Origin of the sequence: Pseudomonas sp. V98_8 (genome assembly GCF_029967975.1) — a bacterium.
Lineage (GTDB): Bacteria > Pseudomonadota > Gammaproteobacteria > Pseudomonadales > Pseudomonadaceae > Aquipseudomonas > Aquipseudomonas umsongensis.
In genome coordinates this window covers 80,707-105,429 of record NZ_JASCAE010000046.1, presented here as the reverse complement: position 1 = coordinate 105,429, position 24,723 = coordinate 80,707, and the positions used below count along the sequence as shown (strand labels likewise).

At 60.5% G+C, this 24,723-nt stretch carries 9 protein-coding genes and 3 pseudogenes; 6 read left to right on the top strand and 6 right to left on the bottom strand.

The window, feature by feature from the left end:
* Positions 1-164: 164 nt before the first annotated feature.
* A pseudogene (locus tag QLG10_RS15025) lies at positions 165-608 on the top strand (iron-containing alcohol dehydrogenase); the annotation flags it as partial.
* A gap of 34 nt (positions 609-642) precedes the next feature.
* Here the strand turns inward: QLG10_RS15025 and QLG10_RS15020 are convergent.
* A pseudogene (locus QLG10_RS15020) lies at positions 643-723 on the bottom strand (LysR family transcriptional regulator); the annotation flags it as partial.
* Here QLG10_RS15020 and QLG10_RS15015 point away from each other — a divergent pair.
* Positions 706-978, top strand: a pseudogene (locus QLG10_RS15015) (phosphonoacetaldehyde hydrolase); the annotation flags it as partial. The pseudogenes QLG10_RS15020 and QLG10_RS15015 sit on opposite strands and share 18 nt — an antisense overlap.
* A gap of 71 nt (positions 979-1,049) precedes the next feature.
* Here the strand turns inward: QLG10_RS15015 and QLG10_RS15010 are convergent.
* Positions 1,050-1,994 (bottom strand): DMT family transporter, encoded by a 945-nt coding sequence (locus tag QLG10_RS15010; RefSeq protein WP_282487624.1) that lies wholly within the window; start codon positions 1,992-1,994, stop codon positions 1,050-1,052.
* A gap of 146 nt (positions 1,995-2,140) precedes the next feature.
* Between QLG10_RS15010 and QLG10_RS15005 the strand changes: the two genes are divergently transcribed.
* Positions 2,141-3,019, top strand: coding sequence for a LysR substrate-binding domain-containing protein (locus QLG10_RS15005; protein ID WP_223193993.1), 879 nt, complete (start codon positions 2,141-2,143; stop codon positions 3,017-3,019).
* 146 nt (positions 3,020-3,165) lie between these two features.
* On the opposite strand, the gene QLG10_RS15000 is transcribed toward QLG10_RS15005, so the two are convergent.
* The 4 genes from QLG10_RS15000 to QLG10_RS14985 all read right to left on the bottom strand — a co-directional run bounded on the left by QLG10_RS15000 (position 3,166) and on the right by QLG10_RS14985 (position 8,224).
* Positions 3,166-3,615, bottom strand: coding sequence for a hypothetical protein (locus QLG10_RS15000; protein ID WP_282487623.1), 450 nt, complete (start codon positions 3,613-3,615; stop codon positions 3,166-3,168).
* Positions 3,616-3,810: 195 nt separating this feature from the next.
* The gene (locus QLG10_RS14995) at positions 3,811-5,139 is read right to left on the bottom strand and encodes a TolC family outer membrane protein (RefSeq protein WP_179057082.1); all 1,329 of its coding nucleotides are present in this window, start codon (positions 5,137-5,139) and stop codon (positions 3,811-3,813) included.
* Between the two features lies 1 nt (position 5,140).
* Entirely contained in the window at positions 5,141-6,481 is a 1,341-nt protein-coding gene (locus QLG10_RS14990; protein WP_179057083.1) for an HlyD family type I secretion periplasmic adaptor subunit, read from the bottom strand.
* 6 nt (positions 6,482-6,487) lie between these two features.
* Positions 6,488-8,224 carry a type I secretion system permease/ATPase gene (locus tag QLG10_RS14985; RefSeq protein WP_282487622.1) on the bottom strand — a complete coding sequence of 579 codons (1,737 nt, stop codon included), beginning with the start codon at positions 8,222-8,224 and terminating at the stop codon, positions 6,488-6,490.
* 683 nt (positions 8,225-8,907) lie between these two features.
* On the opposite strand from QLG10_RS14985, the gene QLG10_RS14980 reads away from it, so the two are divergent.
* The 3 genes from QLG10_RS14980 (at position 8,908) to QLG10_RS14970 (ending at position 24,696) form a co-directional block, all read left to right on the top strand.
* Positions 8,908-19,803 (top strand): peroxidase family protein, encoded by a 10,896-nt coding sequence (locus QLG10_RS14980; RefSeq protein ID WP_282487621.1) that lies wholly within the window; start codon positions 8,908-8,910, stop codon positions 19,801-19,803.
* Positions 19,804-20,478: 675 nt separating this feature from the next.
* Complete coding sequence (locus QLG10_RS14975) at positions 20,479-23,286, top strand: multicopper oxidase domain-containing protein (protein ID WP_282487620.1); 2,808 nt, start codon at positions 20,479-20,481, stop codon at positions 23,284-23,286.
* A gap of 201 nt (positions 23,287-23,487) precedes the next feature.
* Positions 23,488-24,696, top strand: coding sequence for an MFS transporter (locus QLG10_RS14970; RefSeq protein WP_282487619.1), 1,209 nt, complete (start codon positions 23,488-23,490; stop codon positions 24,694-24,696).
* The last annotated feature ends 27 nt before the right edge of the window (positions 24,697-24,723 follow it).

Genomic DNA, 24,723 nt, shown 5'->3' with positions numbered 1-24,723 from the left:
GGGGAGCGATTTTCGTCAATTCATGAGCGCGTCAGGTCCCCGCTGGCAACGCTGATCGCTGGTATCGGCTGAGCCTATGCACACCTGCGAATTATCGATTTGTGCGGTTAACCTCGGGCCGTGAGTATGGCGCCACGTCTTACAACAACAAGTAGAGGACCGCCATGATCGCCCGATTCCATAATCCTGTTGATACTCGCCTGGGCTACAACAGCCTCGTAGAACTTGCCTCGATCACCGAAAACCAAAAAGTTGCCCTGGTGATCTTTCCCGAAGCGCGTGGGTTGAGACTGGTCGATCGCATTCAGGATTTGCTCGGCGAGCGGCTGATATACATCGTCGAAGATGTCCAGCCCAATCCCGATGTCGCTCAATTGCGTGGCACCTATGAGCGCTTCTGGCAGGAAGCGGGCGATTGTCAGACAGTCATCGCCGTTGGCGGAGGCAGCGCCATCGATACGGCCAAGGCATTGATCGTGGGGACGCAGTCGGGTCGCTTCGATGAACTGGTCGCCTTGCTGGCAACGGGCAAGCCCTTTGTTCCAGCCCACAGCAAAGCGCTGATTGCGGTTCCCACCACGGCAGGCACCGGCAGTGAGTTCACCCCATAGGCGACAATCTGGGATACCGAAGGACAGAAAAAATACTCGGTTGCCCAACGCTCAGGTACTCGGCGGCCAGGGTGAAACTACCGGTCTTGGCCACCGCATGAAAGGAACGCAGCCAGGCATTCTCGAAGGCCGAAGCGTGGGCATGTGGACGGTGGCGCTGACCTGCTCCGGCAATGCATTGGGCCTGACCTATGACCAATACAAAAACCTGTCAGCCGAAGAACTGAGCGAAGCGCGATCACACATTACCCGGATGTTCGAAGGTTCGCGCCCGCACTACCTGATCGACACCATTGTCGATTTGCCGGCGGTCATTGAAGACATCAACGCTCGCCTTGCGAGAGGCGAGGTACCTCAATGCTGCTGATGGTTTTTTAGTTTTTATCGCTACCGGCTTGTTTTTGCACATCAGGGCAGGCTGGTAACGACTGTTGGATTCTACGGCTCGGCATGTTTCACCGGGACCACGCGGTGACGCTTCGCCGCCCAGACCACACCCCCAACGAGCAACACGATCGAGGCGACTTCCATCAGGCCAGGCACCCGCTGGCTGAACAGAAAACCGTAGACACAGGCAAACAGCGTTTCGAACACGATCATCTGGCCACTCAACGACGTGGCCATTCGACGCGAGCAGGCATTCCATAGCCCATTGGCAAGCCACGAACCACACAGTGCCAGGAACAGGCAAACCCACAGCAAAGCCATCCAGCGACTGCTTTCAACCCGAGCGGGGACCAGGTTGGGGAATAACATCAAGGCGGCGATGCCGAACACGACCGCCACGATACCCGTCACGATGCCCACCAGCGTGGACCATTCGCTGCTGTTGAAATGGCTCTGCTTGAGATAGCGGGCATTGTGGGTGGCGTACCATGACCAGCAGACCACACCGCTGAATCCGCAGGCCAGGCCGAGTAATTGGGAAGACAGTGAGGTACCCGCCGCCCGTGCCCCTGAGTGTTCCAGGCTGACCGATACGATGCCCAGGAATACCAGTAACAAAGGCAGCTTGAGCTTTGACAGGGGGAGGGACCCTGGATCACCACGCCCCAGGAAGGTAATGGCAACCGGCATCATGCCATTGATAAGGGCCGCCGCCGTCACCCCGCTCAGTTGTACGGAAGCACCCAGCAGCGCGTAGTTCAGGACGTTGCCAGTCAATGACAAGCGCAACAGCACAAACACATCGTTGCGCGTCAATCGGGCCAGCAGGCTTGATGCAATTGGCAAAGCCAGCAGAAGCGAGATCAGCCCATAGAGGGAAAACCGCACACTGCTGATCAGCACGGCATTGAATTCGGGCAGCAACGATGGGCCGATAATCACCCCGCCCCAGATAGCGCCTGCCAATATCGCAAATACAATCCCACTGTTCATCATCTCGGCTCTGGCAGGCTGTTTAGCGGCATTCTAGCCATGGTATATAAGCGCCACCTGCGATAAATATTCGGCCACCCATTCCGCAGGGGAATGTCGGGTCGCAGTCGTCAGCCAGGAGAATCCTCATCAACCGTTACCTGCGTACCTTGCCCCCACTGGAGACCCTGATCACGTTCGAGGCCGTGGGACGGCATGCCAGCTTCACCGGTGCCGCTGGCGAACTGTTCCTGACCCAGAGCGCCGTGAGCAAACAGATGCGCCAGCTCGAGGACGGCATGGGCGTGGCGCTTTTCGAGCGCAAGCCACGGGGTGTCGCGTTGACCGGCGCAGGCGAGGAGCTTCTGATGACGGTCAACATGCTGCTCACCACGATGTACCAGAGCGTCACGCGTATTCGCAATGTCCATCAGTCCAACGCTGTCTCGGTGCTGGCGACCCATGCCCTGGCCCAGTTCTGGTTGTTTCCCAAGTTGATCGAATTCAACAAGGCGTACCCCGACATCGCCGTGCACGTGCACGCGATCAACGAGTTCGACGAAGCCAGTCTCAATGATTTCGACGTGGGCATTCTCTACGGTTCTGGCCAATGGCCCTCGCTGGACAGCGATTTCCTGCTGCCGGAAATCGTCTATGCCGTGGCGCATCCCTCACTGGATGTCTCGGGAATCAAGACGCTGGAACACTTGGCGCGAGCCAACCTGGTGCAGATCGACACCTGCGCCTGGCAATGCCTGGACTGGCGCCAGTGGTTCGGCCACTTTGGCATCGACTACGTGGCGCGGGACAAAGCCCCGGTCTTCAACCAGCTGACATTGGCCTATCGTGCCGTCCAGCAAGGCATGGGTATTGGCCTTGCGTGGACGTTCATGGCGGATGAGGCGCTGGCCAAGGGCGAATTGCAGCGGGTTACGCCGTTCGAATGTGTGACCGGCAATGGCGAATTCCTGGTGTCGCTCAAGCACCGCAAGCGCTCTGCCTGTGCCGAGATTTTTCGCCAGTGGCTCCTTGGCTCGCTGGGCGACTGAGCAAGGTACGGCTCAAGGCACCTTGAAGAATTTTTCAGCGCACGAAGGAATATCGAGATGGGGTGCGCAAGTTAAACACCCACGTGGACACGCTGGACAAAATCGCCACATCCGACGTGTGCCGACTGAAAATGACTACGGGTGGTTCATCGAGTCGCGTGTGCAATATCGCCGCAGAAAATATCGGCGCTGCCATCTTCGGGTGATGTACGCACGACAACCGAGTACTTGCCGGAGAGCAGGTCTGGCAGGGCTATCGGCGCGCTCCTGTAAAAGGTCCAGCCACCGGTGCCAGCGTTGGGTTCAGTGTTGACCTTATCGTTCATGGCGAACGCGGCTGGCCCGGGTTGCTGGCAACTGCCCTTGTTGATGAAGGTGTAGAGGCGCGGCGGCAAGATGGTTCCGTTTGGAACGCCGGTGATGTAGAAATCAAAGTTGGTTTGATTGCCTTCGCCAGTCAATGTGGTCGTGGCCGTATGACCAGGGTTGCGGTGGGTCGCTGCCAAGGGCAGATTCATTGACGGGTGTGATGAACTGGAACAGCCCAAGAGCGTTGCCGTGATCAACAGTGCGGACAGGGGGAGAGAGGGTTTCATTGCCAACCTCCAACAATGGAAGAAGTGCGGTGGTGGGACTATTGGGTATAGCTCAATAACGTCGCATTGCATTCAGGAGCAACTTTTTCTTATGGGTCCTTGAATCCCACCCACGGATTTCCTGATAAACGCCCGCGGTATGTTGCTCGTCAACGGATTGCCGTCGATATCACTCCATCAGCTCGCAGGTAAAACTCAGTTGGTGACTAACAGTTCCGGGCCCAGGTAGTTGTTGATGTGGTCGATATCGTCGTCGCCCAGGCTACCCACCGAAGAGGCCAGGCGCAGGCGCGACATCAAGTAGCGCAGTTTTGCTTCGAACAGATCGTGGCGCGCCACGAAGAGCAGCTCTTCGGCATTGAGCACGTCCGAGTTGGTGCTGGTGCCTCCTTCCTTGAAGCCCTTGCGCGTCGAAGCCAGTGAGCGTTCGTTTGACGCCACTGCCTTCTCCAGTGCGTGGATACGTTGAGCGCCGCTTTGTACGCCTTGATACTCGCGGGTGGTACCAGTGATGACTTCCTGGCGCGTGGCGTCGAGCTCGTCCATGGCCTTGTAGCTATTGGCACTGGCCTGGCGTGCCAGAGCGCTGGTGCCGCCACCGCTGTACAACGGGAAGTTGACTTCCAGGCCGATTGAACTGTAGCGGTTGCGTTGATTCAACTCGGAGATTGACTGGCTATCGCCTGCGGTATAGCCGGCGACGAAATCCAGTGTGGGCCAGTGGCCGGCCTTGGCGCGCTTCACTTCTTCTTCGGCAAGGGCGCTGCTATGACGGCGCGCATGGATCAGCGGGCTGTCGGCCTGGGCTTTGACCAGCCAGTCCTGCAGATTGCTCGGTAGCAGCGGCGGTGTAGCGAAAGTCGGCTGCAGGGTGGTCAGCGATTCGGGGGGTTCACCTATGTATTCTTCCAGCTTGCGGCGCGCATTGACCAGGTTGTCCTGCGCTTCGATCAGTTCAGCCTCGGCGAGATCGCGGCGAGCGACCGACTCGTCGATGTCGGTAATGGTGCCGGCACCCAGCTCCATGCGGCGTTTCGCCGAGGCGAGTTGCTCTTCGAAGGCGTTCAGCTTGGATTTGGCCAGGAGGATGGTTTCGCTTGCCAGGAGCACGTCGAAATAGCTCTCGGCCAAGCGCACGGCGGCGTCCTGACTCTTGGCATCGAACACCGCGACGCTGTAGTCGGCACGCTGCTTGCCCTGGCGGTACTCGGCCATCTTCTGTTTGTTGAACAGCGGCTGGCGCAGGCGCACGTTGGCGCCCTTGGAGTCGTAGTCCAGATCCCTGTCGAGGCCGTTCTGGCGTTGGGTGCCATTGACCTTGTTGTCGTAGGCCGAGGCATTGACCTGCGGCAGCAGGCCGGCCTTGCCGATGGCGCGGTTTTCCTCGCCGGCAGCTTTTTCATGCACGGCGGCACGGTAGATGGGGCCTTGGTACTGCAACAGATCCCAGGCTTGTTTGAGGTCCATGGCGCTGGCCGGCAGGGACAGCCCCAGCAGGCAGAAGACTATGCAATGACGGTCCATTTCATTGTTCCTTAAAGGAGCTGTCCACGCGTTCGAGCATCGGTTTGAGCAGATAGCTCATCAAGTTGCGCTCGCCGGTCTTGATGGTGACGCTGGCGGGCATACCGGGGCGAATGTGATTGCTGCCAAGCAGCCTCATGCCATCGGGAGTGACTTCCACCTGAGCCAGATAGAACGGTTGCTTGCTTTCCTCGTCGAGCAGGCGGTCGGCGGAGATGGTCTTCACGCGGCCGGGAATGTTTGGCGTCTGGGCATGGTTGAAGGCCGGGAAGGCAATATCCACGGGCAGGCCGGGGACCATCTTGTCGATGGCCTGCACGGGAATCATCGCGTCGACCTGCAGCGGCTCGTTGACCGGAACGATTTCCATGATCTTGAAGCCGGGCTGAATGACACCCCCGACGGTGGCAATGCTCAGGGACTGGACCATGCCGTCGATGGGCGACCGTATCACCGTGTGGGTCACTTCATAGTCCAGGGCGCGCAAGCGGTCGGCCAGGGTGGTATTTTCCTTGGCGGTTTCAGTCAGCTGTGATTCGACTTCCTTCAAGTAATCGTGCTGGCGCTGCAGGATGCGCAACTTGATTTCGGTAGCCTCGCTACGCACGCGAGCGATGTTGTTGAGGTTCTCGGCCTGGCCGGCCGAAAGGTCGGCGTTGCTGCGTTCCAGCTCAAGCAAGCGGTTGCGCGGCACGTAGCCTTCGGCCGCCAGAACTCGGGTGCCTTGCAGTTCCTGGTTGAGGAAGTTGATTTGCGAGGTGCGGGCGCCATAGACCTGCTGCAGGCCCTTGAGCTGCACCTGCGACGCCGCCAGGTTTTCCTCCAGGATGCTGATTTCACCTGCCAGGCCGGCACGCCGGGTGTCCAGCAGACGCTGTTGCAGGTCCATGGCGGCTACCAGGCGGTGGTCATTGCCGAAGCGCTTGAGCAGATCGGGATCGAAGGTCACCACATTGCGCGCGTCGCGTTCCGCTTCCAGCCGGTTTTCCACTGTCTTGCTGACGATGTACTGGGCGCCAACCGCACCCTGTTCGGCAGCGGCTCGTAATGAGTCGAGGCGCACCAGCTCCTGGCCCTTGGTCACCACATCGCCTTCGCGAACGAGAATGGCCTCCACGGTGCCGCCACTCAAATGCTGCACGGCCTTGCGGTTGCTGGTGACTTTGACCGTGCCTGTCGCCACCACGCCGGCATCCAGCGGCGCCAGCCAGGACCAAAGGAGGAAGCCGCCGAAGCCGGCAAGCACCAGCCACACGCCCCAGCGCGCGGGCTTACCGACGTCCAGGTCTACCACGCTCCTGGGATCGGCTTGAATCATCTCGGTGTGTTGGCTCATTTGCATGATCGGTCACTCCCGTGCTTTGACGGAGGCCAGCGGGGTCGGCGCGCCTGCAGGCATCACACTGGCCTTGCGCAGCGCTGCGAATACTTCGTCACGCGTGCCGAGCATCTGCACGCCGCCGTCACGCAGCATCAGGACCTTGTCGACGGCGCACAGTACGTTGGGACGGTGGGAAATCAGAATGACGGTGGTACCGCGGGCCTTGAGTTCGGCCAGGGCATCGACCAGGGCCTTCTCGCCGACGTCGTCGAGGTTGGCGTTAGGCTCATCCAGCACGATCAGGTTGGGCTCGCCATACAGCGCGCGGGCCAAGGCGATGCGTTGCTTCTGGCCACCCGACAGCGGGCTGCCATCGGTGCCCAGTCGAGTGTCATAACCCTGGGCAAAGCGCAGGATCATCTCGTGCACGCCAGTGCTTTTGGCAGCGCGAATAACCGCGTCGCTGTCCACTTCGCCAAAGCGCGCGATATTGTCGGCGATGGTGCCTTCGAACAGCTCTACGTCCTGTGGCAGGTAGCCGAGCCAGGGGCCAAGTTCCCCCTTGTTCCAACTGAATATGTCCGCGCCATCCAGGCGCACTTTGCCGGCCTGCGCTGGCCAGACGCCAACCAGCAGGCGGGCGAGGGTGGATTTGCCCGAGGCGGATGGGCCGATCACGCCAAGGCTTTCGCCGTGGGCAAGGCTGAAACTCACTCCGCGCAGGATTGTGTTGTTGGTGGCGGGGGCACCGGCATACACATTCTCCACCGCCAGCATGCCCAGCGGACGCTGCAAGGGCATGCTCGGTGGTCGGCGCGGATAGTCATGCAGCATCTCGTTGAGCCGGCCCCAGGCCGAACGGCAACCGAGCAGTTGCTTCCATGACCCGATAACCTGTTCCACCGGGCCCAGTGCGCGGCCGGTGAGGATCGAACAGGCAATCATCATCCCCGGGGTGATCTTGCCTTCGATCGCCAGCAGCGCGCCGGCGCCGAGGATCAGCGACTGCAACGTGATACGCACGAAGCGCCCGGTGCTGCTGATGAGGGCGGCGCGGTCGGAGGCCAGGGTCTGCATTTCCAGTATGCGCAAATGGCTTTGGTACCAGCGCTTGCTGATCGAGGGCAGCATGCCCATGGCCTCGATGACTTCGGCATTGCGCAGGTTATTGTTGGCGTAAGTGGCGGAGGAGAGGGCGGCCTGGTTGGCTTCGGCCAGTGGCTTTTGCGTCGCCTTCTCGGTGAGATAAGCCAGGCCCACCAAAATCAGCGAGCCGATCAGCGTGACCAGTCCGAGCAGCGGGTGGATCAGGTAGGCGACCAGCAGGTAGATTGGCGTCCATGGCGCATCGAAGAAAGCGAACAGGCCATTGCCGGTGAGAAACTGGCGAACTTGCGAGAGATCCTGCAGGGCCTGGGCCGGATTGCCGCCGGCGCGGCTCAGGTTGCGCTCGAAAGCAGCGGTGAAGATGCGCCGGTTGAGGTCCATGTCGAGGCAGTTGCCGACCCGGATCAGTACACGGGTGCGGACCATTTCCAGTGTGGACATCAGCAGGAACAGCCCTATCACCAGCAAGGTCAACATCGTCAATGTTGTGACATTGCGACTGACCAAGGCCCGATCGTAGACCTGCAGCATGTACACCGCTGGCGTCAACATCATGACGTTTATAACGCCACTGAACGCTGCCAGCGAGTAAAAACTGCGGCGCAGGCGAAATATCGCGTCGGACAGTTCTGAGCGAGCGCTCGACTGCTTTTGCATTTGCGTCCTCCCCACCGAAAAGCCAGGTTGGCCATGCGCCGCACCCGCTGCCGGTAAATGTGATTGACTATCAGATAGATGTAGATCTCCAGATAACTCGTCGGCTTGAGCAGTCGTTCTTTCGGTAATTCACATGCAGCAGCGTAGGTGGCGTTTGTTTCTCTAGCGATACAGTTTTAAATAACATTTCGCTCTAATATTGCTTTGAATTTTCTATATATCCTTTAATAACAGTAGGTTGGCAGATCCAATGCCGGTCGTCTGTTTTTGCGGCGTAATATTGACAGTTTTTTGCTATGGAACTTTAGTCATGTTCAAAGATCGCCCCCCGGAAGCCAGCCAAAACTTTGGCATTGCAAGGCGGTGATTTTCCCGAGGGAGCAAACATGTCGATCCATTTGATCTTTTGCGCAGTGACGCAGTTGTTCAGGAAGTTCACGTCGACTTCCCAATTCCATGGCCCACCCACAGCTCGGGATCGCTTTGCCTGATCGCTCGGCGACCCATCCATTTCGCGAATTCCAGGCGCGCATTTCACGGGCGCCGGGGGACGGCTTTGCCTAACCCACGCCTGCTCTCGCCCTACAACTGAACCAACGAACTTCGCAAGTCAGCACCTGACTGGGCGTGGGAGGATTGTTTCGTCCCGTGCCTTTCCCCCAGAGAGATCGAGGACAATAAAAATGGCCAATTTCAACAAGTCGGACCTGGAATTCATACTCAAGCAAATCTTCATCGCAGAGGCGCATGCCGACGGCGCCAGCCTCAGTGATTTGCTGCCCAACAGCCAAGTGCCATTCGGCCTGCGCACCGTCGATGGCAGCTACAACAACCTGGTCGCCGGGCAAAGCGAGTTTGGCGCCGCGGACAACTCCTTCCTGCGCCTGCTGGATGCCCAGTATCGGGCGGCCTATGCCGCGTCAGGGAATGTGGTCGACCCGCAGCCACGCATCATCAGTAACCTGATCGTCGACCAGACCGCCAACAACCCGGCCGCGGTGGCGGCGAATGGCGGTGCCGACCCGGTGATCAGCCCCGGTCTGGATGGGGTGTTCGGCACGGCCGACGACAAGGAAGTGTTCTTTATCCCCAACGTGTCACCTGACGCTGGCCTGACCGCAGGCTTCAACTCGTGGATGACCTTCTTTGGCCAGTTCTTCGACCACGGCCTCGACCTGGTCACCAAGAGCAGTACCGACTTCGTGTTTGTTCCGCTGCAGCCGGACGATCCGTTGTTCGTACCGGGCAGCCCGACCAACTTCATGGTGCTGTCACGTGCCGTGCATTCCGCTGGCGCGGACGGAATAGTCGGCACTGCCGATGATGGCCAGACCAACACCACCTCGCCGTTCGTGGACCAGAGTCAGACCTATAGCTCGCACCCCTCGCATCAGGTGTTCCTGCGCGAGTACGCCCTCAACGCGGCAGGCAACCCTATTGCAACGGGCCGCTTGATTACCAACCGTGATCTCGGCGCCGATGGCAAGTTCGGCACGGCCGATGATGGCGATGGCGAAAATGGCGGCATGGCGACCTGGGCAGTGGTCAAGGCCCAGGCCCGCGACATTCTCGGGATCAACCTGACCGATGCCGATGTGCACAGCGTGCCGCTGCTGGCAACCGATGCGTATGGCAACTTCCTCCGCGGACCGAGCGGCATGCCGCAGGTGGTGATGCGCGTCAGTAACGGTGCCGATGGTATCGGCGGAACGGCCGATGACGTCACGCAACTGGTCGAAGGCAACCGGGATGCGCCGATCAGCCTGGCCAATGCCGTGAGCACCGGGCATGGCTTCCTCGATGACATTGCCCACAATGCCGCGCCGGTCGTGGTCAACGGGGTGCTGCAGGCGGATGGCGACGCCGCTATCGGCAATGCGCAGGACGTTGGCCCCGGCGGCAACAACCTGACCTATGACAACGAACTGCTCGACGCCCACTACATTGCCGGCGACGGCCGGGTGAACGAGAACATCGGCCTGACCGCTGTGCACCATGTGTTCCACTCCGAGCACAACCGCCTGGTCCAGCAATCCAAGGACACCATTCTTGCCGCCGGCGACCTGGCTTTCCTCAATGAGTGGCTGGCGGACGATGTGACCGCGATACCGACTACCCCAGCCGGTATCGCAGCGTTGGTATGGGACGGCGAACGCCTGTTCCAGGCCGCCAAGTTCGGTACCGAGATGCAGTATCAGCACCTGGTGTTCGAGGAGTTCGCGCGGACCATTCAGCCACAGGTCGACGAATTTCTAGCCCCCAACGGCTATGACACCTCGATCAACCCGGCCATCCTCGCCGAGTTCGCCCACGTGGTGTACCGCTTCGGTCACTCGATGCTGACCGAAACCGTCGATCGCTTCGACCCTGAGTTCAATCCGCTCCTTACCGACCCGAACAATCCGGACTCGCAAATGGGGCTGATCGCGGCCTTCCTCAATCCGCTGGCGTTCGCCGGCAGCGGAGCGACCTCGGACGAAGCGGCGGGGGCGATCATTCGCGGTGCGACCCGCCAGCTGGGCAACGAGATCGACGAATTCGTCACCGAAGCGTTGCGCAACAACCTGCTCGGCCTGCCGCTCGATTTGCCGGCCCTGAACCTGGCGCGCGGTCGCGACACTGGCATTCCCACGTTGAATGAAGCGCGCCGTGAGATGTACGCAGCCACCGGCGACAGCCAACTCACGCCGTACATCAGTTGGTCTGACTTTGCGGACCACCTCAAGCACCCCGAATCCCTGGTCAACTTCATCGCCGCTTTCGGCACCCACAGCGCATTGATCGCGGCCGACGTGGATACGCTGGTCGAGATGCGTGCGGTCGCCGCGGCCCTGGTGTTTGGCGGCAGCGCGGTGATCAACGCCGGTACTGCCCAAGAGCGTACCTTTACCGCCAATCTGGCCGATCGCCTGGCATTCCTCAACAGTACGGGCATCTACGCCATGGCCAATGGCGTCACCACCACCGGTGTGGACGACATCGACTTCTGGGTCGGTGGCCTCGCCGAGCAGAAGATGCCGTTCGGCGGCATGCTCGGCTCGACGTTCAACTTCGTCTTTGAAACCCAGATGGAAGCGTTGCAGAACGGCGACCGTTTCTACTACCTGTCGCGTACCGCCGGCCTGCACTTTGGCACTGAGCTTGAGAACAACTCCTTTGCCAAGCTGATCATGCTCAACAGCAATGTCACCCACCTGTCGAACACCGTGTTCCTGACGCCGACGTTCACCCTCGAAGTCAATCAGGCCAATCAGTTCACCAACCTGGGCGTGGACGGCAAAGCCGATCCAACTGGCGGCATCATGATCAACGGTGTGGAAATCGTGCCGCTGGTGATCCGCGACAACCCCGACACCGAAGGGCTGGACAGCAACTATCTGCACTATACCGGTGAAGACCATGTGGTCCTGGGCGGCACCGCCGGCAATGACATCATGATCTCCGGCGAAGGCGATGACACTCTGTACGGCGACGGCGGCAACGACCGCCTCGAAGGCGGTGCCGGCAACGATGCGGTGCTGGGCGGCGCGGGTGATGACATCATCACGGACTCGTTCGGCGACAACCGCCTGGAAGGTAATGCCGGGAACGATGTGATCGTGGCCGGTAGCATGCTGGTTGGAGGCAACCTGATCCTGGGGGGCGATGGTCAGGACTTCATTGTCACCACCGAAGACATCACCACTACCTTTGGCGGTCAGGGTGACGATTTCATCCTCGGCGCCAAGACCAATCTGCCACCTACCGGCAACGAAGGTGACGACTGGATCGAGAAGGGCACCCAGGACGGTGCGCCTGGCGATAATTTCGCGCCGTTGCTCACTGACGATACGATCGGCAACGACATCTTTGTCGGTGGCGGTGGCTTCGACGAAATGATCGGCGAGGGTGGCGATGACATCTTTGTCGGCAGCGATGCCCAGGACAAGATGGACGGCATGTCCGGTTTCGACTGGGTGACCTACAAGAATGACAGGGTCGGCGTGACCGTTGACCTGTCCTTGGCCGCGCTGGCGCAGCCACACGGTAACGCGCCAAATCAAAACGCCGGGGTGTTCAATCCGGTCGGCGCCTCGCCGGCCTCGATTCTCGACCGTTTTGCCGAAGTCGAAGGCTTGTCCGGTTCGAAATTTGCCGACGTGCTCAAAGGCGATGATGTGGATGCGGTCACTATCATCAACCACGGCGGTGCCACGGGTGGTGCGCTGACCAATGTGGCGTTGATTCGCGGCCTGGAGCAGTTTCTGGCCGATGCCGGTTTGCCAACCACCGGTTTTGCCACGGGCAACATCATCCTCGGTGGCAATGGCAGTGACCTGATCGAAGGCCGCGGAGGCGATGATCTGATCGACGGCGACAAATGGATCAACGTCAGGATTGCCGTCTACAGCGCTGACGACGTCAACCATACCGGGCCCGAGATCGCCAGCTTCGACAGCATGGTCGATATGATCCCGTTCATGCTCGACCGCACCTATAACCCGGGGCAGCTCAAGGCCGTGCGGGAAATCCTGCCCGGTACCTCGACGGGCGGGTCGGCCTTCGACACCGCCATATTTTCCGGGGTCCAGTCTGAATATGTGGTGACCCAGGACACCCGCGGCACGGCCAGTCTGGCAGACGATGTCTGGACGGTGACAGATACCGTAGCCGGACGTGACGGCACCGATACACTGCTGCATATCGAGCGCCTGCAGTTCGCCGATACCCAGCGAGTGCTGGTGCAAGGACTCAACGCTCAACCGGTTGGCAGACCGACCCTCAGCGATGGCAATGGCGGCGCGATAACGGTGGGCGATACGCTGAGTGTCAGCATGGCCGGGGTGCGCGATGCCAACAACGTCTCGGTGGGCAATCTCCAGGGGTTTATCAACAACGCTTCGGTCTCCTACTTCTGGCAGTTCGAGGCGGATCCGGGGAGCGGTGTATTCGAGGACATCATCCTGTTGCCGGCCGGCGACCTGGCGTTCCAGAGTGCCGATGGCACCGCCTTCAAGGTTTCGCCTGACCTCGCCGGGTTGTCGTTGCGAGTCAAGGCGATCTACCAGGATGGTCACGGCACGACTGAAGTGGTGTTCTCGCAGCCGACTGCCGCGGTGGTTGCCGGGGCGCCGGTTGTGCCGACTGCACAGGTACCTGTCGTCGATGCCACGGCCGGTGGCGAAGGCCTTCACATGGTCCGCTCCGACCTCAATTTCATCCTTGATCAGATCAAGATTGCCGAGGCTGACGCGTCCGGGCAGGACATCCTCTCGCTGATCCCGAACATCCGCGCGCCGTTGGGCCTGCGTGCGGTCGACGGGTCGAACAATAACCTGATGAACCTCAACGGCATCAACAACACCGAGTTTGGTGCCGCCGATAACACCTTTCCGCGCGTGAGCGATCCGGTCTTCAATCCGGCGCAATCGGGAACGTCTTATGCGCAGAACAGCGGCTTGGTGATTGACTCGCAGCCGCGCACCATCAGCAACCTGATCGTCGACCAGACATCGAACAACCCGGCGGCCTATGCCACGGCTTACGACCCGGGTGCCGACGGCGTGCTCAACTTCGGCGCGGATGGCAACGACGACGTACTCAAGGATGGCGTACGGATTGTCGCCAGCCCGGGCATGGACGGTCAGTTCGGCACTGGCGACGACCACGATGTGTACCTGTTCGAGAACACCGCGGCGGATGCGGGGTTGTCCGCGCCGTTCAATGCCTGGATGACCTTCTTCGGGCAATTCTTCGATCATGGGCTGGACCTGGTCACCAAGGGGGGCTCGGGCACCGTCTTCATCCCGCTGCAACCGGATGATCCGCTGTACGTGCCAGGCGGCAACACCAATTTCATGGTGATGACCCGCGCGACCAACCAGCCAGGGGCGGATGGCGTTCTCGGCACGGCCGACGACGTCCATGAGCACACCAACACCACCACGCCGTTCGTGGACCAGAACCAGACCTACAGCTCGCATCCATCGCACCAGGTGTTCCTGCGCGGGTATGTGCTGACCGAAGACGGCCCCATCGCGACCGGCCGGCTGATCACCAACCGTGACCTGGGAGCGGATGGCAAGTACGGTACCGCTGACGACATCGAAATCGGTGGCATGGCGACCTGGAAAGTGGTCAAGGCGCAGGCCAACGATGTCCTGGGTATCCGCCTGACCGATGCCGACGTCGAGAACGGCCCGCTGTTGGCGACCGACGCCTATGGTAATTTCATCAAGGGACCGAACGGCTTCCCGATGGTCGTGATGAAAGGGGCTGACGGGCTTGGTGGCACCGCTGATGACGTCCTCGTCGAAGGCAATCCGCTCGCCCCTATCAGCCTGGTCAATGCAGTGCGCACCGGTCACCAGTTCCTCGCCGACATTGCCCACAATGCAGCGCCGGTGTTCAGCGCTGGTGTGCTGGTTCCCGATGTCGATGACGACATTGGCAACGTGGTGCCATCCAATCCGCAGACCGGAGCCAACCTGGCTTACGACAACGAGTTGCTGGATGCCCACTACATCGCCGGCGACGGCCGGGTCAACGAGAACATCGGCCTGACCGCGGTGCATGCGATCTTCCACGCCGAGCACAATCGGCTGGTGGCGCAGACCAAGGACACCGTACTCGATTCGGCTGACGTGGCCTTCCTCAACGAGTGGTTGTTCACTCCGGTGGATGCGTTGCCAGCCAGCCAGGCCGAGATCGATGCACTGGTGTGGAATGGCGAACGGCTGTTCCAGGCTGCCAAGTTCGGCACCGAGATGCAGTATCAGCACCTGGTGTTCGAGGAGTTTGCGCGCACCATCCAACCCAGGGTCGACCTGTTCTTCGCGCCGACCCAGGTCTATGACGTCGACCTCGATGCCTCGATCGTCGCCGAGTTCGCCCACACCGTTTACCGGTTCGGCCACTCGATGCTGACCGAGACGGTCGATCGATACGACGTCGACTTCAACGTGATTGGCGATCCGAACAGCGCTGATCCCGATCAGCAACTGGGCTTGATCGCGGCGTTCCTCAATCCGTTGGCGTATGCCGCCAGCGGGGTGACGCCAGAGGATGCGACCAGTGCGATCGTGCGTGGGGTGACGCGCCAGGCCGGTAACGAAATCGATGAGTTCGTCACTGAGGCGCTGCGCAATAACTTGCTCGGCCTGCCGCTGGACCTGCCGGCGATCAACATCGCCCGTGGCCGCGACGTGGGGATTCCCTCGCTCAACGCGATTCGCCGCGACATCTACAGCCAGACCGGTGATACCCAACTCAAGCCGTACAGCAGTTGGGTCGACCTGGTGCAGCACCTCAAGCATCCGGAGTCGCTGATCAACTTCATCGCGGCCTATGGCACCCATGGCACCGTCCTGGCGGCGACCACGCTGGAAGGCAAACGCGCTGCAGCCTTGGCGCTGGTATTGGGGGGAGATGATGCGCCGTCCGACCGCCTGGACTTCCTCAACAGCAGCGGTACCTGGGCCAACGTGACGCGCGCCGGCAAGGATGGGGTGCTGGGGACCGCTGACGATCTGAAGGGGGTGACGATCACGGGCGTCGATGCGATCGACCTGTGGATCGGCGGCCTGGCCGAAGCGAAAACCCCGTTCGGTGGCATGCTCGGCTCGACCTTCAACTTCGTGTTCGAGAACCAGATGGAAAAACTCCAGGACGGCGACCGCTTCTACTACCTGGAACGTACTTCTGGCCTGTCGATGAACGCCGAACTGGAAAGCAACTCGTTCGCCAAGTTGATCATGGCCAACACCTCGGCGACGCACTTGCCGGGCCTGGTGTTCTCGGACCCCGGGTTCTATCTGGAAGTGGACAAGACCAAGCAGTACAACGATGGCCTGGGCAATGCCGATCCGCTTGGCGAAAACGGCGAGCAGGTGGTGTTCCGCGACAACCCGCTGACCGACGGGCCGGACACTCACTACATCAAGTACACCGGTGCAGAGCACATCGTGCTGGGCGGCACCAACAGCGCCGACATCCTCGTCTCGAGTGAAGGGGACGACACGGTCTGGGGGGACGGCGGCAACGACCGCATCGAAGGTGGTGACGGCAACGACCAACTGCGCGGTGGCGCCGGCGACGACATCATCACTGATGCCGGTGGCGACGATAACATCCAGGGTGGCGACGGCAACGACGTGTTGCACGGCGGCAACGGCGTCAACCTGATCATTGGCGGGTTCGGCAATGACTTCATCGTGACCGGCGAGGACGCTTCCGAAGCCATTGGTGGCCAGGGCAACGACTTCATCCTGGGCAGCAAAGCCAACGAACAGGACATGGGCAATGAAGGCGACGACTGGATCGAGAAGGGCACGTCGGACGGTGCACCTGGCGACAACTTCGACCCGGCTGGCAATGATCCGGTGATCGGTCACGACGTGTTCATCGGCGGTAACGAGAACGATAAGTTCAACGGTGAAGGCGGTGACGACATCATGGTCGGCAGTCTCGGCCTGGGTGACCGCTATATCGGCGGCTCCGGCTATGACTGGGCGACCTTCAAGGGGCTCGCCCAAGGCGTGACCATCGACTACACCGACCGCTTCTTCGATGTTCCACCGATGCCGGGTTCGGGGGCTTCAGCGCTGGTGCGTTTCGACATCATGGAAGGTTTGTCGGGTTCCTCGCACGGTGACTTCCTGCGCGGTGATAACGAAGATGCCACATCGCTGCCCACTGCGGGTGCAACCGGCAGTGTGCTGACCAACATCAACCTGATCAACGGGCTGGCTGACTTGCTGGCAGACGGGGCGACGTACTTCGACGGCGGCAACATCATCCTCGGCGGCAGCGGCAGCGACCTGATCGAAGGTCGCGGTGGTGACGACATCATCGATGGTGACAAGTGGCTGAACGTGCGCATCAGCGTACGGGCAAATGCCGATGGCACCGGCGAGGAGATCGCCACGTTCGACAGCATGGAACCCTTGGTGCCGTTTATGCTGAACGGTACTTACAACCCCGGCCAGTTGGTCATCGTGCGGGAGATCCTGAGTGGCGATGACAGCTTCGACACCGCGTTTTTCTCCGGTAACCTGGGGGAATACGGAATCGAGATCGATGGCGACACGGTCATTGTGACCGACTCGGTAGCGGGGCGTGATGGTGTCGATCGCTTGACGGGTATCGAGCGTCTGCAGTTCGCTGACGGGGCGCAGGCGTCCGGCGTGGGCACCGCGCAAAACAGCGACCCGTCGGGTCATCTGGCAATCCTCGATGCTGGCACCGGCCTGCGTGACGAAACGCCGGTTGCCGGCCAGTTGCTGCGGGTCAGCGGTCAGGCGGTACGGGACGCGGACAGCCAGAGTGTGGCCAACCCGACCGGTGCGATTACCGGGGCGGTGGCTTACTACTGGCAGGTCGAGAACATCGCGGGTTCAGGCATCTATGAAGACATCACCGTTGTCGCCGCTGGTGAGGCATCGCGGGCGACCGGCAGCACCTACCGGGTGACGGACGATGTGGCGGGCCTGAACATCCGTGTCCGTGCGGTGTATCAGGATGCCAAGGGCACGCTGGAGATCGTCGATTCGTCCGGGAACAGTACGCCGACCGAAGGGCCGACCGTAACCGGGCTTGCAGTACAGAACCAGCTGTTGACCGCTGACCCGGCGAGCATCATCGATGCCGATGGCGTGAGCACGACGCAGTTCAGCTACCAGTGGCAGGCGAACGACGGGCTCGGCTTCGTCAACATCGCCGGTGCTACCGCCGGCACGTTTGCGCTTGGCCAGGCCCAGGTCGGCCAGGAAGTACGCGTGGTCATCGGTTACGTGGACAACTTCGGTGTGGCCGAAAGCGTTGCGTCGAACATCCTGGGGCCAGTAGACAACGTCAACGATGCACCGACCCAAGGGCCGACCGTCACCGGGCTTGCAGTGCAGAACCAGGTGTTGACCGCCAATCCGGCGAGCATCATCGACGTCGATGGCCTGAGCAATCCGCAGTTCACCTACCAATGGCAGGCGAACAGCGGGCCCGGCTTCGTCAACATTGTCGGCGCAACCGCCAGTACGTTCGCGCTTGGCCAGGCTCAGGTCGGCCAGGCAGTGCGCGTGGTGATCGGTTATGTGGATGACTTCGGTGCGGCTGAAAGCGTTGCGTCCAACATCCTGGGGCCGGTGGCCAACGTCAACGATGCACCGACAGGCGCGTTGCTGATCAGCGATACGACTCCGGATCAAGGGCAGGTGCTGACCGCGCTGACGGGTGGGATTGCCGATCCGGACGGGCTGGGCACCTTCAGCTTCCAGTGGCAGCAAGGGGTCGGCACATCCTTCACTGACATCAACGGCGCGACTGCTGCGACCTTCACCCCTGGTGCGGCGCAGGCCAATCTGCAACTGCGGGTGATCGTGCGCTACACCGATGCCTTTGGGACGCTGGAGTCGGTGACTTCTGCGGCGACGGCGGCGGTGGTTGTGGCACAAGGCGTGGTACTGCAGGGCGATGCCTTGGCAAACATCCTCACCGGCACCGCGGCTAACGATGTGCTGCTTGGCCTGGGGGGGAACGATACGCTCAATGGCCTCGCCGGTATCGACCAGTTGTTGGGCGGCACTGGCAACGACATCCTCAACGGCGGCGACGACAATGACGTCCTCAATGGCGAGGACGGCAACGACACCCTCAACGGCGGGCTCGGCGCGGATGCCATGAGCGGCGGTCTAGGCAACGACACCTTTGTGGTCGACAACGTCGGTGACCTTGTCACCGAGGCGCTGGGTGCTGGTACCGATCTGGTGCAAACCAGCCTGACCACCTACCTGCTCGGCGCCAACGTCGAGAACCTGACCTATACGGGAGCCGGTAACTTCACCGGTACCGGTAACGCGCTGGCCAACACCATCACCGGCGGGGTGGGCAACGACACCCTCAACGGCGGTGCAGGTGCCGACCGGTTGGTGGGGGGCGCCGGCAACGATACCTATGTTGTCGATGCAGCCGCAGACGTCGTGGTCGAGGTCGCCGGTGGCGGTACGGACACCGTGCAGACGTCGCTGGCCAGCTACACGCTGGGCGCTGAGGTCGAGAATCTGACCTACACCGGAGTCGGCAACTTCGTCGGCAACGGTAACGGGTTGGATAACGTCATCACCGGCGGGGTGGGTAATGACACCCTCAATGGTAATGGCGGCAACGACATCCTCAACGGCGGCAACGGGGTGGATGTCTTGAATGGTGGAGCAGGCAACGACACGCTGTTCGGTGGTGACGCTAACGACACCTTGTTGGGAGGGATCGGTGATGACTTTATCGATGGCGGTACTGGCAATAACAGGGTCACAGGTGGTGCCGGCAACGACACCCTGGTTGCCAGCAGCGGCAACGATATCTTCGTGTTCGCAGCGGGCTTCGGGGCCGATCAGATCATCGGCTTCGATGCCGACGCGGCAGGAGGCCAGGATCGGCTCGATATTTCCTCGTTCGGCGTCAATGCTGCGACCTTTGTCGGCAACGTCATCATCACCGATGTCGGTGCGGATACCTTGATCAGCTCCGCAGGCGCTGAATCCATCCGCCTGGTCGGTGTGGCCGATGCGACAACCATCACGGCCGCAGACTTCATTCTCGCCACTTGAGGTCCTGATCAGTACGTTCGCAGACGCGTGTAAAGCGCAGGGGAGGGCATGGAAGCCCTCCCTTTTCTTTTGAAAAAACGGGTCGTTGGTCAAGCGAGGAAAAAAGGGTACCCGGCCTCGAAGAGTTCAGCTTCCCGGGTCATGGGCGGTCAAGGTGATGAAGGCTTTTCCGTGATTCTCAACTGCAGAACAGGAATATGTGACTCCAGGCGACCCCTGTCGAAAAAATGAAAAATATGAGTGCTAGCGTGAGGATTATGGAATCGTTCCGCATGGTAGTGCTCCTGGAGCCGTTAGTTTACCCAGAGCATTCTCTGTGCCAAAGCTCCGGTAACCCGCTGTACCCCCGGCGCGAAAGCGGCCTGATTGCGTGGACAATTTCTCTAGCTGAAAAGTTGATGGGGGGTGTGGGCAATACTGCCCATTTATGTGGAATTGCTCCCAATGTGGGGACGGCAAATCGCGCTGGAGTGAGGTTGTAAAGGTGCCCCCCGAATTGGGTGTGAACTTTCCCCGGGAATGGGTGTCAATCCCCAGTCGATTTTTCTATAGCTACATATTTGTGTTTGTAATTTATTGTTTTTAAAGGGTTTAATGTTTATATAAAGCCGTTGCGCTTGGCTGGCTCCTTGCACTGTCCCCACTACCCCCTTCACACATTCGAGGCGGCTGGTGATGGACACAAAAGCGCGGTATCCCTTCAAATGGTCTGGCCTGTTGACGCCATTAAGCATCGCTTTGTCGATGACACTCAGCACAGGGAACCTGCGCGCCAGCCCCATCGACGATGAGCGACAGCCGCAGCCAACCGACCCCTCTGCCTACCACGATGAAGCGGCTGACAAAGCGGCGGCGCTGAACGCCATTTTGACCATGCCCGATGCCAACATGGATTCCTTCGATCTGCCCGGTGGCGTCAAAGGCAGCAAAGACACCACGCGGGTGGAAAACATCCTGCCGCCAACGCTGCAGACCAGTTTCAACTACCCCACCAACGGCAAGCCCAGCCCGCTGTACGGTGCGCTGCCGTTCACTCAGCCACTGGTACTGTTCGAGGAGTTCGGCCTGGAAAAACTCGACCCTACTACCCCGGCTGCACTGTTGCCTTTTCCACCGGCTACCATCGGCCCGCTGCCGCAACAGGATCCCACCAGCGTGGCACGCAGCGCGCCGCCGAGTGCAGCGCTCGATGCGTTCTTGCGTCAACCGGGCTTGACGCCATACCCCAGCCAGTATTCGAACGTGGTCGACCGCAACCCTTGGCAGAAGCAGATTGAGTTTTTCCTCAACCGCCGTATCGGCTCGTCGGCTGAAGGCCGTCCGCCAGGAAAAGGCTGGTCGCACCAGCGCTGGAACGAGTTCTACCCGCAGGTTGCCTACAAGACCGTGCAAACCGGTGCACGGTTGAATACCGGTTTGCGTGATAGTCGGCAGATGCACCGCTATGCCATGGGCGAGTTTGGCCCTGGTGGCCTCTATTACAATGTGGCTGGCGTGCCAGCGACCGCGGGTACCTCCAAAGGCGCTGAACCGCGGTTTCATCCGAAAATGCCCGTGCAGAAACACAACTCGCTGTGGACCTTCGACGGCACCTTGCCGCCCAAATTGCTGATGGTGCGCTACGGGCAACCCGTGTTGATGCGCCATTACAACGGCTTGCCAATCGACCCGTCGGCGAACATGGGTTTTGGCCTGCACACCATCAGTACCCACGAACACAACGGCCACGTGCCAGCGGAAAGCGACGGTTATGCCAACGCGTTTTTCTTTCCCGGGCAGTTTTACGACTATCGCTGGCCGATCCAGTTGGCCGGCTACGACAGCATGAACACCAAGGCCGAGGATCCGCGTGCAGCGTTTCCGTGCTCGCCCGGCGAGACTCTGTGGACCAATGACATGAGCCCGGGCCGCAAGACGTGCGAGAACGGCACGATCAAGATCCGCGGCGACTGGCGCGAAACCATGAGCACCCACTGGTTCCACGACCACATGCTCGATTTCACCGCGCAGAACGTCTACAAGGGCAACGCAGCGATGATGAACTACTACAGCGCCCTGGACCGTGGCAACGAGTCGGTGAACGACGGCGTCAACCTGCGTTTTCCCAGTGGCAGCGCCTTGCCTTGGGGTAACCGTGACTACGACGTCAACCTGCTGTTTGCCGACAAGGCCTGGGACAAGAACGGTCAACTGTGGTTCAACCCCTTCAACACGGCCGGCTTCCTCGGTGACCAGGTGCTGGTCAACTGGAAGTGGAAACCGACCCTGGACGTGCGCGCCCGCAGCTATCGCTTCCGTATGCTCAACGGCTCGGTGTCGCGTTACTTCAAGCTGGCGCTGGTGCGTGAAATCAAGGGCACCACGGGTGAATTCCAAGGGCCCGTCGGGTCAGGAGTGTCCTATGCCCGCGTGCCGTTCCACATGATTGCCAACGACGGCAACATCATGGAACACAGCGTGCCATTCGACGGCAGCATGGACCTGGACGCCGACGGCGACAAGCAGAACCACAACGCGATCCTGCCCACCCTGGGCATCGCCGAGCGTTTCGACATCATCGTCAACTTCGCGAAAAACGGGATCAAACCGGGCGACAAGCTGTTCTTCGTCAACCTGCAGGTGCATGAAGACGGCAAGGGCCCGGAAGAACCCGCCTCCCTGGCTGACGTGTTGTCCGAGAAATACCGGGCGATTCTCCAGCAAACCAGCAAGGGGCCGAAGTGGGAGGAGGGTGATCCGACGGTGGGCAAGGTGCTGCAACTTAACGTCAAGGCCTACACCGGGCAAGACCTGGCCATGGACCCGGCCGCTTATGAACCGGCCAAACCCGGTAAGGCTGAAGGCCTGGTGATGATCCCGCTGAAGATTCACCGCGACAATCTTGCCGATAAGGCGCTGCTGGCCAAGGCCCGTCACCGCACCTTCACCTTCGGCCGTTCCGACGGCACCGATGAAGCACCCTGGACGGTCAAGACCGATGGCGGCTTCGGTTTCCAGATGGACCCTCGGCGCCTGAACGCCTCGACTCAGTTGGCCAGTGGCCCCACCGATGCCGGTGCGACCGGTTTCGGCACCCTGGAAGTCTGGAACATCAAGCTCGGCGGCGAAGGCTGGAGCCACCCGGTGCATGTGCACTTCGAGGAGGGGATCATCCTCAATCGCGGGGGCAAGGCGCCACCGGAATGGGAAAAATGGGCACGCAAGGACGTGTACCGTATAGGCCCGGAAAAGGACGGCCTGGACAACGTAGAAATAGCGATCAGCTTCCGCGAGTTTGCCGGGACCTACATGGAGCACTGTCACAACACCCAGCACGAGGACAACTCCATGCTGCTGCGCTGGGACGTTGAGAAACCCGGGCAATTCCAGCTGATGCCGACACCGCTGCCCAGTTGGGACGGTGTGCGCTACGTGAATTCCGCCGCGCTGCCAACCTTCCGCACTGGCGACGGCAACGGCCCGCAAGCGGTGCTCAAGCCATGAACCGCGAGGGAGCCCGGCCTTACCATGTATGCGCCGTGCTCCCGCGCCCCGGGCTTGAAGGAGCCCTGTCGCCGATGGAGTCGGCGACGCTCTGGGGGGTGGGATTGCGTTAGCGTAATCGTCGGTTCGGTGGTCATGGCTAACGATGGCACACTGTCGTTCTCAGTCTTTCCTTCGTACCCATGAGTACAGGATGAAAAAATGAGTAGCGAAAGTCCGCGCACCGGCGCTGAGCGCTCTGGCATTCCCCGCACGATCTGGGCGTTAGGCTTTGTCAGCCTGTTCATGGATCTATCGTCGGAGTTGGTCCACAGTCTGCTGCCCGTGTTCATGGTCACTACATTGGGGGCCAGTGCATTGACCGTCGGGGTGATCGAGGGTGTTGCCGAGTCGACCTCGATGCTCATCAAGGTGTTCTCCGGGGCGATCAGTGACTTCATGGGGCGGCGCAAAGGATTGTTACTGCTTGGGTATGGCGTAGCGGCACTGAGCAAGCCACTGTTTCCCCTGGCACATTCGGTGGAAGTAGTCTTCACCGCACGTTTTCTGGATCGAATCGGCAAAGGCATTCGGGGGGCACCGCGAGATGCCCTGGTCGCAGATGTGTCGCCGCCGTCAATCCGTGGTGCCTGTTTTGGGCTGCGCCAGTCGATGGACACCGTAGGCGCTGTTCTTGGCCCGGCCATGGCCATCGTACTGATGTTATGGCTTGCCGATATCCAGCTTGTGCTGTGGTTTGCAGTGATCCCGGCAATAGTGGCGGTGGCGCTCATCTTCGTGGGGGTCAAGGAGCCCACGCCAGTCTCCCGGGAGCGAACGTTCCGATCTCCCATTCATTGGCGAGTCCTTCCCGGCTTCTCCCGTGGCTATTGGTGGGTCGTCGTGATTGGCGGCGTCTTTACACTTGCCCGTTTCAGTGAGGCATTCCTGGTTTTACGGGCGCAGCAGACAGGCCTGTCGGTCGCCTGGGTTCCGCTGGTGATGGTCGTCATGGCCATTTTTTATGCGTTGTCCGCTTATCCCGCCGGCTGGCTGTCTGATCGCATCAGCCGTACGAAGCTGCTGTGCATGGGCATGGGATTACTCATCCTGGCGGACCTGGTGCTCGCTGGATCCGGTTCGTTCATCACGATGATGCTGGGTGTCGCGTTGTGGGGGCTTCATATGGGATTCAGCCAGGGCATTCTTGCCTCGCTGGTAGCGGATACCGCGCCCATGGACCTGAAGGGAACCGCCTTCGGTATTTTCAATCTGGTCAGTGGTGTATGCATGCTGATCGCCAGCGTTCTGGCGGGTGCGATATGGCAAAGCATGGGCTCAGTCAATACGTTCCTCGCAGGGGCATTGCTGGCCGCGACAGCCCTGTTCTTGCTGATTGCTGTGGAACGCAGCAAGGCCCGAGCAAGCTAGGGCGTAATGCCCTGGCGGATAGCGGAT

Excerpts from the sequence above, each read along its gene's own strand:
- QLG10_RS15010 (WP_282487624.1), bottom strand. The coding sequence starts at position 1,994 with ATGATGAACAGTGGGATTGTATTTGCGATATTGGCAGGCGCTATCTGG.
- QLG10_RS15000 (WP_282487623.1), bottom strand. The coding sequence starts at position 3,615 with ATGAAACCCTCTCTCCCCCTGTCCGCACTGTTGATCACGGCAACGCTC.
- QLG10_RS14995 (WP_179057082.1), bottom strand. The coding sequence starts at position 5,139 with ATGGACCGTCATTGCATAGTCTTCTGCCTGCTGGGGCTGTCCCTGCCG.
- QLG10_RS14990 (WP_179057083.1), bottom strand. The coding sequence starts at position 6,481 with ATGCAAATGAGCCAACACACCGAGATGATTCAAGCCGATCCCAGGAGC.
- QLG10_RS14985 (WP_282487622.1), bottom strand. The coding sequence starts at position 8,224 with ATGCAAAAGCAGTCGAGCGCTCGCTCAGAACTGTCCGACGCGATATTT.
- QLG10_RS14980 (WP_282487621.1), top strand. The coding sequence starts at position 8,908 with ATGGCCAATTTCAACAAGTCGGACCTGGAATTCATACTCAAGCAAATC.
- QLG10_RS14975 (WP_282487620.1), top strand. The coding sequence starts at position 20,479 with ATGGACACAAAAGCGCGGTATCCCTTCAAATGGTCTGGCCTGTTGACG.
- QLG10_RS14970 (WP_282487619.1), top strand. The coding sequence starts at position 23,488 with ATGAGTAGCGAAAGTCCGCGCACCGGCGCTGAGCGCTCTGGCATTCCC.